This window comes from Pseudomonas sp. TH15, assembly GCF_016651105.1.
GTDB lineage: Bacteria > Pseudomonadota > Gammaproteobacteria > Pseudomonadales > Pseudomonadaceae > Aquipseudomonas.
Map to the genome: position 1 here is coordinate 995,647 of NZ_JAEKEL010000001.1, position 12,488 is coordinate 1,008,134.

Here is a 12,488-nt window from a genome sequence, read left to right on the forward strand (position 1 = left end):
TAGGGGCTGCCGAAGGCTGCGATCTCTTCGGTCATATCAACGGTGGATAACTTATTCCACAGTCACCGACTTCGCCAGGTTACGCGGCTGGTCAACGTCCGTGCCTTTCAACACCGCCACGTAGTACGACAGCAACTGCAGCGGGATGGTGTAGAGGATCGGCGACAGGATGTCGTGGATGTGCGGCATCTGTACAACGTAAGTGCCTTCGCCATTGACCATGCCGGCTTTCTCGTCAGCGAAGACGATCAACTGGCCGCCACGGGCGCGGACTTCCTGGAGGTTGGATTTCAACTTCTCCAGCAGTTCGTTGTTCGGTGCCACGGTGACCACTGGCATGTCGTTATCCACAAGCGCCAGCGGGCCGTGTTTCAGTTCGCCGGCCGGGTAGGCTTCGGCGTGGATGTAGGAAATCTCTTTGAGTTTCAGGGCGCCTTCCATCGCCACCGGGTATTGCGCGCCACGGCCCAGGAACAAGGTGTGGTTCTTGTCGGCGAACAGTTCGGCGATTTTTTCCACGGTGCTGTCCATTGCCAGGGCTTCGCCCAGACGGGTTGGCAGGCGACGCAGTTCTTCCACCAGGGTGGCTTCGACGCCTTTGGCCAAGGTGCCGCGCACTTGGCCGAGGGACAGGGTCAGCAGCAACAAACCAACCAACTGAGTGGTGAAGGCTTTGGTCGAGGCCACGCCGATTTCGCGACCGGCCTGGGTCAGCAGGGTCAGGTCGGATTCACGCACCAGCGAGCTGATGCCAACGTTGCAGATTGCCAGGCTGGCGAGGAAACCCAGTTCCTTGGCGTTGCGCAGGGCGGCCAGGGTGTCGGCGGTTTCGCCGGACTGGGAGATGGTCACGAACAGGGTGTCGGGCTGAACCACCACTTTGCGGTAGCGGAATTCGCTGGCGACTTCGACCTGGCACGGAATACCGGCCAGTTCTTCGAGCCAGTAACGGGCAACCATACCGGCGTGGTAGCTGGTGCCGCAGGCAACGATCTGTACATTGCGAACTTTGGCGAACAGCTCGGCAGCCTGTGGACCGAACGCTTGCACCAACACTTGCTGCTGGCTCAGACGCCCTTCCAGCGTGCGTTGCACAACGGAAGGTTGCTCATGGATTTCCTTGAGCATGAAGTGGCGGAACTCGCCTTTCTCTGCCGATTCGGCACTGTCGCGGTACTGCACGGCTTCGCGCTCAACGGCTTTGCCGTTAATGTCCCAGATTTGCACGCTGTCGCGACGAATCTCGGCGATGTCGCCTTCTTCCATGTACATGAAGCGGTCGGTGACCTGGCGCAGGGCCAGTTGGTCGGAAGCGAGGAAGTTTTCCCCCAGGCCCAGACCGATCACCAACGGGCTGCCGCTGCGGGCGGCGACCAGACGATCCGGTTGGTCGGCGCTGATAACCGCCAGACCATAAGCACCGTGCAGCTCTTTGACGGTGGCCTTGAGGGCTACGGTCAGATCGTGCAGGTCCTTGAGTTTATGCGCCAGCAGGTGGGCGATGACTTCGGTGTCGGTATCTGAGGTGAACACGTAACCCAGGGCTTTCAATTTTTCGCGCAGGGCTTCGTGGTTCTCGATGATGCCGTTGTGCACAACAGCCAGGTTCTGCCCGGAGAAATGCGGGTGAGCGTTGCGTTCGCACGGCGCACCGTGGGTCGCCCAACGGGTATGGGCGATGCCCAGACGTCCGATCAGCGGCGCTTCGGCCAGGGCTTGATCCAACTCACTGACTTTGCCCGGACGACGGACGCGATCGAGCATCCCGTCATTGGTGAAGACCGCCACACCGGCACTGTCGTAGCCACGGTATTCCAGGCGCTTCAGGCCTTCGAGCAGGATGGCGGTGATGTTACGTTCTGCGACTGCGCCGACAATTCCACACATGCTATTTCTCCTGACTGACAGCCGCGAGAATCAAATTGATACCGCGGGCCTGAATCTGATCCCGTGCCTCAAGCGGCAAGCGATCATCGGTAATAAGGGTATGGACACTGCTCCAGGGCAGCTCCAGGTTGGGAATCTTGCGGCCGATCTTGTCGGCCTCGACCATCACCACCACTTCCCGGGCGACTTCAGCCATGACCCGGCTCAGCCCCAGCAGTTCGTTGAAGGTCGTGGTGCCGCGTACCAGATCGATGCCGTCGGCACCGATGAACAGTTGGTCGAAGTCGTAAGAGCGTAGTACCTGCTCGGCCACCTGACCTTGAAAGGACTCGGAATGGGGGTCCCAAGTACCGCCGGTCATCAACAGTACCGGTTCGTGCTCCAGTTCGCTCAAGGCGCTGGCGACATTCAAGGAATTGGTCATCACCACCAGACCGGGTTGCTGACCGAGTTCCGGGATCATGGCGGCGGTGGTGCTGCCGCTGTCGATGATGATCCGCGCATGCTCACGAATTCGCGTGACCGCGGCGCGAGCGATGGCTTGTTTGTACTTGGAAACCGGCTGACCGAGGTCCGTCACCAGTTCCTGCGGCATGGTGATCGCGCCACCGTAACGGCGCAGCAGCAAGCCATTGCTTTCAAGTGCGGCCAAGTCCTTGCGAACCGTAACTTCCGAGGTTTCGAAACGCTTGGCCAGTTCATCCACACTGACTTCCCCCTGCTCGTTGAGCAAGGCAAGGATGTTGTGGCGGCGTTGTGGTGTATTGCGCTTCGACATGGGCTGGTAAGTTTCGATTCGAAAGATAACGGAAGCAATCAAAACCTATTGGCGAAACTTCGTCAAGCCAGCGCAAGAAAAAAGATGTGTATATAAACGCTTCGCGGGCAAGCCTCGCTCCTACAGACAGTGATATCTGTAGGAACGAGGCTTGCCCGCGAAGGCGATCTGTCATCCGCCACAACACTCTGTGGATAACTCAGCTCTTCTTGATCTTCACCGGCCGCTTCCAGCCGTCGATGTTCTTCTGCCGCGCCCGACCCACTGCCAACTGTGCGTTATCCACATCCTGGGTAATGGTCGAACCCGCCGCAGTGGTTGCCCCTGACGAGATATCCACAGGCGCCACCAACGAGTTGTTGGAACCGATGAACACATCTTCACCCAACACGGTTTTCCACTTGTTCGCACCGTCGTAGTTGCAGGTGATAGTGCCGGCGCCAATGTTGGTCCGGGCGCCGATTTCGGCATCGCCCAGGTACGTCAGGTGACCGGCCTTGGCGTCCTCGCCCATGTGTGCGTTTTTCAGTTCGACAAAGTTACCCACATGGGCCCGGGCTTCCAGAACCGTTCCTGGACGCAAACGCGCGAACGGGCCGGCGTCGCTGCCTTCCCCCATAATCGCGCCGTCGATATGACTGTTGGCCTTGATCACCACGCCTTTGCGCAAGGTGCTGTCCTTGATCACGCAGTTCGGGCCAATCACCACGTCGTCTTCGATAACGACGTTGCCTTCGAGGATCACGTTGATGTCGATCAGCACATCGCGACCGATGGTGACCTCGCCGCGCACATCGAAACGGGCCGGATCGCGCAGGGTCACACCCTGAGCCATCAAGCGGAGGCCGGCGCGCAACTGATAGTGACGCTCAAGCTCCGAGAGTTGCTTGCGATCGTTGGCGCCCTGCACTTCCATGGCGTCGTGGGGTTGTTCGGTGGCCACCACCAGACCATCGCTGACGGCCATCGCAATCACGTCGGTCAGGTAGTACTCGCCTTGGACGTTGTTGTTGGAGAGCCGGCCCATCCAGTCGCCCAGACGTTCAAACGGCACCGCCAGAATCCCAGTGTTGCCTTCGGTGATCGCGCGTTCGGCTTCGCTGGCGTCTTTCTGCTCGACGATGGCCGTGACCTTGCCGTCGGCGTCTCGAACGATACGGCCGTAGCCGGTCGGGTCATCCAACTCGACGGTGAGCAAGCCCAACTGCTGCGGTGCCACCTGCTTGAGCAGGCGTTGCAGGGTTTCGACTTCGATCAACGGCACGTCACCGTAGAGAATCAGCACGGTGTCTGAGGTGATGAACGGTACGGCTTGGGCCACGGCGTGACCGGTACCCAGTTGCTTGTCTTGCAGCACGAAATTAAGGTCATCCGCTGCCAGGCGCTCACGCACGGCATCAGCGCCATGGCCGATCACCACATGGATGCGCTGTGGATCAAGTTGCCGGGCGCTGTGGATAACATGGCCGAGCATCGAGTTGCCGGCAATCGGGTGCAGGACCTTGGGCAATGCCGAACGCATGCGAGTGCCTTGGCCGGCAGCGAGGATAACGATTTCGAGAGACATGACTGGCTACCAATCCTGGGTGGTCAGCAACTGCGACCAGATTATGAAAGTCGGAAAAGAAAAAAGGGTAGCCGAGGCTACCCTTTTTAATCAATCGCACAACAAGTCGATGACGGATTAACCGCCAAACTTCTTGCGGATCTGCTGGACGGTGCGCAGCTGAGCTGTCGCCTCGGCCAGACGTGCGGCAGCAGAACCGTAATCGAATTCTGCACCACGTTCATGCAAGGCCTTCTCGGCAGCCTTAACGGCTTCCTGAGCGGAGGCTTCATCCAGGTCGGCAGCACGTTGCACAGTGTCGGCAAGAACCTTGACCATGTTCGGCTGAACCTCGAGGAAACCACCGGAGATGTAAAACACCTCGGTTTCCCCGCCCTGCTTGATCAGGCGGATAGGACCTGGCTTGAGATTAGTGATCAGCGGCGCGTGACCCAGGGCGATACCAAGATCACCCAGTGCACCGTGCGCAATCACCATCTCGACCAGGCCGGAAAAGATTTCCCCTTCCGCGCTGACGATATCGCAATGGACTGTCATAGCCATCTGATTGCCTCAACCTAAATTAGCGCCCGTTGCCGGGCGCCGGGATTACAGTTTCTTGGCTTTCTCGATCGCTTCTTCGATGCCGCCGACCATGTAGAACGCTTGTTCTGGCAGGTGGTCGTAGTCACCGTTGAGGATGCCTTTGAAGCCAGCAATGGTGTCTTTCAGGGAAACGTATTTACCCGAAGCACCGGTGAAGACTTCAGCCACGAAGAACGGCTGCGACAAGAAGCGCTGGATCTTACGAGCACGGTTTACCAACTGCTTGTCGGTTTCCGACAGCTCGTCCATACCCAGGATCGCAATGATGTCCTTCAGTTCTTTGTAACGCTGCAGAACGTACTGAACGCCGCGAGCGGTGTCGTAGTGGTCCTGGCCGATTACGTTCGGATCCAGCTGGCGCGAAGTCGAGTCGAGTGGATCGACCGCTGGGTAGATACCCAGGGAAGCGATGTCACGGGACAGTACGACGGTGGCGTCCAAGTGGGCGAAGGTGGTCGCTGGCGACGGGTCAGTCAAGTCATCCGCAGGTACGTATACCGCTTGGATCGAGGTGATCGAACCGTTTTTGGTCGAAGTGATACGCTCTTGCAGAGTACCCATCTCTTCGGCCAGGGTCGGCTGGTAACCTACTGCGGAAGGCATACGGCCCAGCAGTGCGGATACTTCAGTACCGGCCAGGGTGTAACGATAGATGTTGTCGACGAACAGCAGAACGTCGTTACCTTCGTCACGGAACTTCTCGGCCATGGTCAGGCCGGTCAGTGCTACGCGCAGACGGTTACCCGGCGGCTCGTTCATCTGACCGTAAACCAGTGCCACTTTGTCCAGAACGTTGGAGTCCTTCATCTCGTGGTAGAAGTCGTTACCCTCACGAGTACGCTCACCCACACCGGCGAACACGGAATAACCGCTGTGCTCGATGGCGATGTTACGGATCAGTTCCATCATGTTTACGGTTTTGCCTACACCGGCACCACCGAACAGACCGACTTTACCGCCCTTGGCGAACGGGCAAACCAGGTCGATAACCTTGATGCCGGTTTCCAGCAGGTCGTTGCCGCCCGCTTGTTCAGCGAAGGTTGGCGCAGGACGGTGAATGCCCCAGCGCTCTTCGGTGTCGATCGGGCCAGCTTCGTCGATCGGGTTACCGAGGACGTCCATGATCCGGCCCAGGGTCGCTTTACCGACTGGTACGGAGATGGCTGCGCCAGAGTCAGTGACTTCCAGACCGCGCTTCAAGCCCTCGGTGGAACCCATCGCAATGGTACGAACCACGCCATCGCCCAGCTGCTGCTGAACTTCCAGAGTGGTGCCGGCATCGCTTTGTACTTTCAAAGCGTTGTAGATGCTCGGTACGCTGTCGCGTGGAAATTCCACGTCGATAACGGCGCCGATGATTTGAACGATACGTCCGCTACTCATAGCTGGATCCTCTGAATATTTGAACCGTTAAACCGCGGCAGCGCCGCCGACGATTTCCGAGATCTCTTGGGTGATCGCAGCCTGACGCGCCTTGTTGTAGATCAGCTGCAAATCGCTGATCAAATCACCGGCGTTGTCGGTAGCGTTCTTCATCGCGATCATCCGCGCAGCTTGTTCAGCCGCGTTGTTCTCGACCACCGCCTGGTAGACCTGCGACTCCACGTAGCGAACCATCAAGCCGTCAAGCAGCTCTTTGGCGTCCGGTTCGTAGAGATAGTCCCAGTGGTGCTTGAGGCCTTTATCCGGGGTTGCCACCAGTGGAATCAACTGCTCCACGGTAGGCTGTTGCGTCATGGTGTTGATGAACTTGTTGGACACAACGCTCAGACGGTCGATACGACCATCGAGGTAGGCATCCAGCATCACCTTGACGCTGCCAATCAGATCATTGATCGACGGCTCTTCACCCAGGTGGCTGATAGCTGCTACGACGTTACCGCCGAAGTTGCGGAAGAAAGCCGCACCCTTGCTACCCACTACACACAGATCGATCTCGACGCCGTTTTCACGGTTTTTAGCCATGTCCTTGACCAAGGCCTTGAACAGGTTGGTGTTCAAGCCACCACACAGACCACGGTCACTGCTCACTACAACATAACCAACGCGCTTGATTTCACGGTCGATCATGAATGGGTGGCGATATTCCGGGTTAGCGTTGGCCAAATGACCAATAACCTGGCGGATGCGCTCCGCGTAAGGACGGCTAGCAGCCATGCGCATTTGTGCCTTGCGCATTTTACTAACCGCCACTTTTTCCATGGCGCTGGTAATCTTTTGCGTGCTTTTGATGCTCGCAATCTTACTGCGAATCTCTTTTGCGCCTGCCATGTAACACCTATCAGGTTAGCAAGCGGGAGCCTTGCGGCTCCCGCTGCGGCTTACCAGGTTTGGGTGGCCTTGAACTTCTCGATACCGGCTTTCATGCCAGCGTCGATTTCGTCATTGAAGTCACCCTTCACGTTGATCTTCGCCATCAAATCGGCGTGATCGCGGTTGAAGAAAGCAATCAGCGCTTGTTCGAAGCTGCCGATCTTGGCGATTTCAACGTCAGTCAGGAACCCACGCTCAGCGGCATACAGCGACAGCGCCATGTCAGCAATCGACATTGGTGCGTATTGCTTCTGCTTCATCAGCTCGGTAACGCGCTGACCATGCTCAAGTTGCTTACGGGTCGCTTCGTCCAGGTCAGAAGCGAACTGGGCGAATGCCGCCAGTTCACGGTACTGAGCCAGAGCGGTACGGATACCACCGGAGAGCTTCTTGATGATCTTGGTCTGAGCGGCACCACCCACACGGGATACCGAAACACCGGCGTTCACAGCAGGACGGATCCCGGAGTTGAACATGGCAGATTCCAGGAAGATCTGACCGTCGGTGATGGAAATCACGTTGGTCGGAACGAACGCGGAAACGTCGCCAGCCTGAGTTTCGATGATCGGCAGTGCGGTCAGGGAACCGGTTTTGCCGGTCACTGCGCCGTTGGTGAACTTCTCTACGTATTCTTCCGAAACGCGGGATGCGCGCTCCAGCAGACGGGAGTGGAGATAGAACACGTCGCCTGGGTAAGCTTCACGGCCTGGTGGACGGCGCAGCAGCAGGGAAATCTGGCGGTAAGCCACTGCTTGCTTGGAAAGATCGTCATAAACGATCAGCGCGTCTTCACCGCGGTCGCGGAAGAATTCACCCATGGTGCAACCGGAGTACGGTGCCAGGAATTGCAGTGCTGCAGATTCCGAAGCGCTCGCTGCAACGACGATGGTGTTAGCCAGTGCGCCGTTTTCTTCCAGCTTGCGAACAACGTTGGCGATGGTCGATTGCTTCTGACCGATCGCTACGTAGACGCAGAAAATGCCGCTGTCTTTCTGGTTGATGATCGCGTCGATCGCCAGAGCGGTTTTACCGATCTGACGGTCACCGATGATCAGCTCACGCTGGCCACGGCCGACTGGGATCATGGCATCGACAGCCTTGTAGCCAGTCTGTACAGGCTGGTCTACCGACTTACGCCAGATCACGCCTGGAGCAACTTTCTCGACCGCATCGGTCTCGGTGTTGTTCAGCGGACCTTTGCCATCAACTGGGTTACCCAGTGCGTCGACTACGCGACCCAGCAGTTCCTTACCAACCGGAACTTCGAGGATGCGGCCAGTGCACTTGGCGCTCATGCCTTCAGCCAGAGACTGGTAGGAGCCCAATACAACAGCGCCTACAGAGTCTTGCTCAAGGTTGAGGGCCATGCCGAAGACGCCGCCCGGAAACTCGATCATCTCGCCGTACATTACGTCGGCCAGACCGTGAATCCGCACGATACCGTCAGATACGCTGACGACAGTGCCTTCGTTACGGGCTTGGGAGGTCACATCGAGCTTGTCGATGCGGCCCTTGATAATTTCACTTATTTCGGAAGGATTGAGTTGCTGCATTGCTCTGCTGCCCCTTCAAACTCAAGATTTCAATGCTTCGGCAAGATTCGCGAGTTTGCCGCGAATCGAGCCATCGATTACCAGGTCGCCGGCGCGAATGATGACACCACCAATAAGGGCGGCATCCTCCGCAACTTGCAGGCGCACTTCCCGGTTGAGTCGTGCACTGAGAACCTTGGCGAGTTTGTCTTGCTGTTCTTGGTTCAATGCGAAAGCACTGGTGACTTCAACGTCTACCGATTTCTCTTGTTCGGCCTTGTACAGGTCAAACAGAGCGGCGATCTCCGGCAACAGCGGGAGACGGTCGTTTTCGGCAACGACGTGAATGAAGTTCTGTACCTTCACATCAAACTTGTCGCCGCACACGTCAATAAACGTGGCGGCCTTGTCTGCGCTCGTCAGTCGCGGGGCCTTGAGCACGCGCTGCATGGTGTCGTCTTGCGACACTGCTGCAGCCAGGCCGAGCATGGCTGACCAAGAGGCCAGTTGCTGGTGGGCCTGGGCGTGCTCGAAGGCTGCCTTAGCGTAAGGTCGGGCCAACGTGGTCAATTCTGCCATGATCGCCCTCGCTTAAATTTCAGCAGCCAGTTTGTTTACCAGCTCCGCGTGCGCGTTTTGATCGATTGTGGCACCCAGGATCTTCTCGGCGCCGCCAACGGCCAGTGCACCCAATTGGGCACGCAGCGCGTCTTTGACACTGTTCAGTTCCTGCTCGATCTCGGCCTGAGCCTGGACCTTCACACGGTCAGCGTCGATACGGGCTTTTTCAACAGCCTCTTCAACGATCTGGTTACCGCGTTTCTTGGCTTGCTCAATGATTTCGGCTGCCTGAGCTTTCGCTTCGCGCAGTTGCTGACCCGCTTTATCTTGGGCCAGCTCCAGGTCGCGAGCTGCTCGGGCGGCAGCGTCCAGTCCATCCGCGATCTTCTTCTGACGTTCGTGCAAAGCCGCGATGACCGGAGGCCACACGAACTTCATGCAAAACAGTACAAAAATGAAGAACGCAACGGACTGGCCAATCAGGGTTGCATTAATGTTCACGCCAACACCTCGCTCGTTCGTTGCACATCACACCAATTACTCGAAGGTTCGAGTAATTAGCCAGCGAGTTGACCAACGAATGGGTTCGCGAAGGTGAAGAACAGAGCGATACCAACACCGATCATGGTTACGGCGTCGAGCAGACCGGCAACGATGAACATTTTGACTTGCAGCATTGGAACCATTTCTGGTTGACGCGCTGCGCCTTCCAGGAACTTGCCGCCCAACAGGCCGAAACCAATTGCGGTACCCAGTGCGCCCAGGCCGATCAACAGTGCAACAGCGATAGCGGTTAGACCAACTACAGTTTCCATCTTTCCTCCCGACTTTTACGTCGTATGGTTTAGGTTTTTTAGATTTTAAAGCGGTAAAACAAATCGTTTCATAAGCCCTGTTCGGGCACCCACTCGTTTGACCGAGTGGGACATCAGACTAGTCGAGACTGGTCTTAATGGTTCTCTTCGTGCGCCATCGACAGGTAGACGATGGTCAGCATCATGAAGATAAACGCCTGCAGGGTGATGATCAGGATGTGGAACACAGCCCACGCCCACTGCAGAACTACGCCCAGGCCGCTAAGCCAGAGCAGACCGCTGCCGAACATCACAGCAATCAGAATGAAGACCAGTTCGCCGGCATACATGTTGCCGAACAGACGCAAAGCCAGGGAAATCGGCTTGGCGATCAGTGTCACGAACTCCAGCAGGAAGTTCACCGGGATCAGCAGGGCTTGAACGAAGATGTTCTTGCTGCCGAACGGGTGCAGGGTCAGTTCGCCGATGAAGCCGCCGATGCCCTTGACCTTGATGCTGTAGAAAATGATCAGCGCGAACACCGACAGGGCCATGCCCAGGGTAGCGTTCGGGTCAGTGGTCGATACGGCACGGAACGGAATGTGCGCATCACCAGTGACAAACATGGCCAGGTGAGGAATCCAGTCGACCGGGATCAGGTCGATGGCGTTCATCAGGAAGACCCAGACGAAGATGGTCAGTGCCAGCGGTGCAATCACCGGGCTACGGCCATGGAAGCTGTCTTTCACGCTGCCATCGACGAATTCGACCAATACTTCAACGAAGTTCTGCAAAGCACCAGGTTGACCCGAAGTCGCCTTCTTTGCCGCCATGCGGAAAATCAGTACGAAGATCAGACCCAACGCGACCGACCAGCCGAGGGTATCGACGTGGAAAGCCCAGAAGCCCATTTCTTTGGCCTCTGCTGCGGTGTGAGCAAAGCCCCATCCGCCGTTAGGAAGATGCCCGAAGGTCAGGTTCTGCAAGTGGTGCTGGATATAGCCCGAAGCGGTTGTTTCTGCCATGGTTGCCTCAAACGCCCTAAGGTCTCGAAAGTCTTGTTCTCATCAGCAGGGGCGAAAACCAGCTGACCAGTTGGGTCAACACGAAGACGCCGAATACAGCTAACGGCGCCAATGGCTTTACACCTGCAAACGTCAATGCAAAGAGCACTGCCGTCAAAATCAGTTTGCCCGCCTCGCCGGCATAAAAAGACCGGACGATAGCTTGAGCTGCTCGGGCGCCGGAAAACCGAAATGCCCTATGAGCGAAATAAACATTGGGTAACAAGGCTATCAGGCCTCCGCAGAGTCCTGAGTACCCGGCAACGACTCCGTGCCATTGCCAGAGCGCCAAAGCGGCAATGAGCAAAACGACAAATTGAGCCATTAACACCGGAAAAACTGCCAGGCGATGGAACGGCAAGCGGTTTGGCGTGCGGGTTTCCATCACTTCTTCCCCCCAATGGTCGGCTGCCAGAATTCAATAACTTGGCATAATTTGTGCCGACAAAATGCGCGCAGAGTATAGGGGCGGTTCAGCCCCTATTCAACTGTCAGGTAGTGATTTCCGACTGCGCGCTACATGAGGAAATGTTTCAGCGGATATGTGCAAGCACGCCTTGAAGCTCGTCGAGAGAGTTGTAACCAATCACCAACTGACCTTTGCCCTTCTTTCCGTGGCGGATCTGCACCGCAGAGCCTAGGCGCTCGGCCAGGCGCTGTTCGAGTCGAGCGATATCCGGGTCCGGTTTAACCGGTTCAGCAGGCTCTTGTTTACCCCCCAACCACTGGCGAACCAGTGCTTCGGTTTGGCGTACGGTCAGCCCACGTGCGACAACATGTCGCGCCCCTTCAACCTGTTGATTCTCCGGCAAACCGAGCAAAGCACGTGCATGACCCATTTCCAGGTCGCCGTGGGACAGCATGGTTTTGATGACTTCCGGTAACGCGATCAAGCGTAGCAGGTTAGCCACGGTTACCCGGGACTTACCCACAGCTTCGGCGACTTGTTGCTGAGTCAGTTGGAATTCCTGCTGCAAACGCTGCAGGGCAACCGCTTCCTCGATCGGATTGAGGTCTTCGCGCTGGATGTTCTCGATCAGTGCCATGGCGATGGCGGTTTCATCCGGCACATCGCGAACCATCGCCGGGATGGTTTCCTGGCCAGCCTGCTGGCTGGCACGCCAGCGGCGTTCGCCAGCGATGATTTCAAAACGACCGCCACCAATCGGGCGAACCACGATCGGCTGCATCACACCCTGGGCCTTGATCGACTGCGCCAGTTCTTCAAGCGCCTGAGGATCCATGTCTCGACGCGGCTGGTACTTGCCGCGCTGGATCAGGTCCAGGGGCAGGTGTTGCAACTCACGCTGATCGGCTTGTACCGCTTGCTCTTCGAGCGAGCTGACAGTCGGACCACTCAGCAGTGCATCCAGTCCACGTCCGAGACCTCGTTTCTTGACGGCCATG

Annotated in this window: 13 protein-coding genes; all 13 read right to left on the reverse strand. The window is 57.3% G+C overall.

The window, feature by feature from the left end:
* Positions 1 to 51 precede the first annotated feature (51 nt).
* Positions 52 to 1,887, reverse strand: coding sequence for a glutamine--fructose-6-phosphate transaminase (isomerizing) (gene glmS, locus JFT87_RS04580; RefSeq protein WP_201199217.1), 1,836 nt, complete (start codon positions 1,885 to 1,887; stop codon positions 52 to 54).
* A 1-nt stretch (position 1,888) separates the two neighbouring features.
* Positions 1,889 to 2,665 (reverse strand): DeoR/GlpR family DNA-binding transcription regulator, encoded by a 777-nt coding sequence (locus JFT87_RS04585; RefSeq protein ID WP_201199219.1) that lies wholly within the window; start codon positions 2,663 to 2,665, stop codon positions 1,889 to 1,891.
* Between the two features lie 199 nt (positions 2,666 to 2,864).
* Positions 2,865 to 4,232 (reverse strand): bifunctional UDP-N-acetylglucosamine diphosphorylase/glucosamine-1-phosphate N-acetyltransferase GlmU, encoded by a 1,368-nt coding sequence (gene glmU, locus JFT87_RS04590; protein WP_201199221.1) that lies wholly within the window; start codon positions 4,230 to 4,232, stop codon positions 2,865 to 2,867.
* A 117-nt stretch (positions 4,233 to 4,349) separates the two neighbouring features.
* Positions 4,350 to 4,775 carry a F0F1 ATP synthase subunit epsilon gene (locus JFT87_RS04595; RefSeq protein WP_201115593.1) on the reverse strand — a complete coding sequence of 142 codons (426 nt, stop codon included), beginning with the start codon at positions 4,773 to 4,775 and terminating at the stop codon, positions 4,350 to 4,352.
* A gap of 45 nt (positions 4,776 to 4,820) precedes the next feature.
* Positions 4,821 to 6,200 (reverse strand): F0F1 ATP synthase subunit beta, encoded by a 1,380-nt coding sequence (gene atpD, locus JFT87_RS04600; protein ID WP_201196056.1) that lies wholly within the window; start codon positions 6,198 to 6,200, stop codon positions 4,821 to 4,823.
* A gap of 27 nt (positions 6,201 to 6,227) precedes the next feature.
* Positions 6,228 to 7,088, reverse strand: coding sequence for a F0F1 ATP synthase subunit gamma (atpG, locus tag JFT87_RS04605; RefSeq protein WP_201196055.1), 861 nt, complete (start codon positions 7,086 to 7,088; stop codon positions 6,228 to 6,230).
* A 50-nt stretch (positions 7,089 to 7,138) separates the two neighbouring features.
* Positions 7,139 to 8,683, reverse strand: a complete 1,545-nt coding sequence (atpA, locus tag JFT87_RS04610; RefSeq protein WP_008007884.1) for a F0F1 ATP synthase subunit alpha — start codon at positions 8,681 to 8,683, stop codon at positions 7,139 to 7,141.
* Positions 8,684 to 8,704: 21 nt separating this feature from the next.
* Positions 8,705 to 9,241 carry a F0F1 ATP synthase subunit delta gene (locus tag JFT87_RS04615; RefSeq protein WP_201199223.1) on the reverse strand — a complete coding sequence of 179 codons (537 nt, stop codon included), beginning with the start codon at positions 9,239 to 9,241 and terminating at the stop codon, positions 8,705 to 8,707.
* A 12-nt stretch (positions 9,242 to 9,253) separates the two neighbouring features.
* The gene (locus JFT87_RS04620) at positions 9,254 to 9,724 is read right to left on the reverse strand and encodes a F0F1 ATP synthase subunit B (protein WP_008027535.1); all 471 of its coding nucleotides are present in this window, start codon (positions 9,722 to 9,724) and stop codon (positions 9,254 to 9,256) included.
* A gap of 56 nt (positions 9,725 to 9,780) precedes the next feature.
* A complete protein-coding gene (gene atpE / locus JFT87_RS04625; protein WP_002555987.1) occupies positions 9,781 to 10,038 on the reverse strand; it encodes a F0F1 ATP synthase subunit C in 258 nt (85 codons plus the stop codon).
* Between the two features lie 134 nt (positions 10,039 to 10,172).
* Positions 10,173 to 11,042 (reverse strand): F0F1 ATP synthase subunit A, encoded by an 870-nt coding sequence (atpB, locus tag JFT87_RS04630; RefSeq protein ID WP_201199225.1) that lies wholly within the window; start codon positions 11,040 to 11,042, stop codon positions 10,173 to 10,175.
* Positions 11,043 to 11,058: 16 nt separating this feature from the next.
* Entirely contained in the window at positions 11,059 to 11,466 is a 408-nt protein-coding gene (locus JFT87_RS04635; protein WP_201196051.1) for a F0F1 ATP synthase subunit I, read from the reverse strand.
* 148 nt (positions 11,467 to 11,614) lie between these two features.
* On the reverse strand, positions 11,615 to 12,487 hold the full coding sequence (locus tag JFT87_RS04640; protein WP_201196050.1) for a ParB/RepB/Spo0J family partition protein: 873 nt from the start codon (positions 12,485 to 12,487) through the stop codon (positions 11,615 to 11,617).
* Position 12,488 lies beyond the last annotated feature (1 nt).

What these genes read in the sequence shown, in the direction of transcription:
- JFT87_RS04585 (WP_201199219.1), bottom strand. Translation starts at nt 2,665, where the DNA reads ATGTCGAAGCGCAATACACCACAACGCCGCCACAACATCCTTGCCTTG.
- JFT87_RS04640 (WP_201196050.1), bottom strand. Translation starts at nt 12,487, where the DNA reads ATGGCCGTCAAGAAACGAGGTCTCGGACGTGGACTGGATGCACTGCTG.
- JFT87_RS04635 (WP_201196051.1), bottom strand. Translation starts at nt 11,466, where the DNA reads ATGGAAACCCGCACGCCAAACCGCTTGCCGTTCCATCGCCTGGCAGTT.
- JFT87_RS04595 (WP_201115593.1), bottom strand. Translation starts at nt 4,775, where the DNA reads ATGGCTATGACAGTCCATTGCGATATCGTCAGCGCGGAAGGGGAAATC.
- atpE (WP_002555987.1), bottom strand. Translation starts at nt 10,038, where the DNA reads ATGGAAACTGTAGTTGGTCTAACCGCTATCGCTGTTGCACTGTTGATC.
- JFT87_RS04615 (WP_201199223.1), bottom strand. Translation starts at nt 9,241, where the DNA reads ATGGCAGAATTGACCACGTTGGCCCGACCTTACGCTAAGGCAGCCTTC.
- atpG (WP_201196055.1), bottom strand. Translation starts at nt 7,088, where the DNA reads ATGGCAGGCGCAAAAGAGATTCGCAGTAAGATTGCGAGCATCAAAAGC.
- atpD (WP_201196056.1), bottom strand. Translation starts at nt 6,200, where the DNA reads ATGAGTAGCGGACGTATCGTTCAAATCATCGGCGCCGTTATCGACGTG.
- atpB (WP_201199225.1), bottom strand. Translation starts at nt 11,042, where the DNA reads ATGGCAGAAACAACCGCTTCGGGCTATATCCAGCACCACTTGCAGAAC.
- glmU (WP_201199221.1), bottom strand. Translation starts at nt 4,232, where the DNA reads ATGTCTCTCGAAATCGTTATCCTCGCTGCCGGCCAAGGCACTCGCATG.
- atpA (WP_008007884.1), bottom strand. Translation starts at nt 8,683, where the DNA reads ATGCAGCAACTCAATCCTTCCGAAATAAGTGAAATTATCAAGGGCCGC.
- glmS (WP_201199217.1), bottom strand. Translation starts at nt 1,887, where the DNA reads ATGTGTGGAATTGTCGGCGCAGTCGCAGAACGTAACATCACCGCCATC.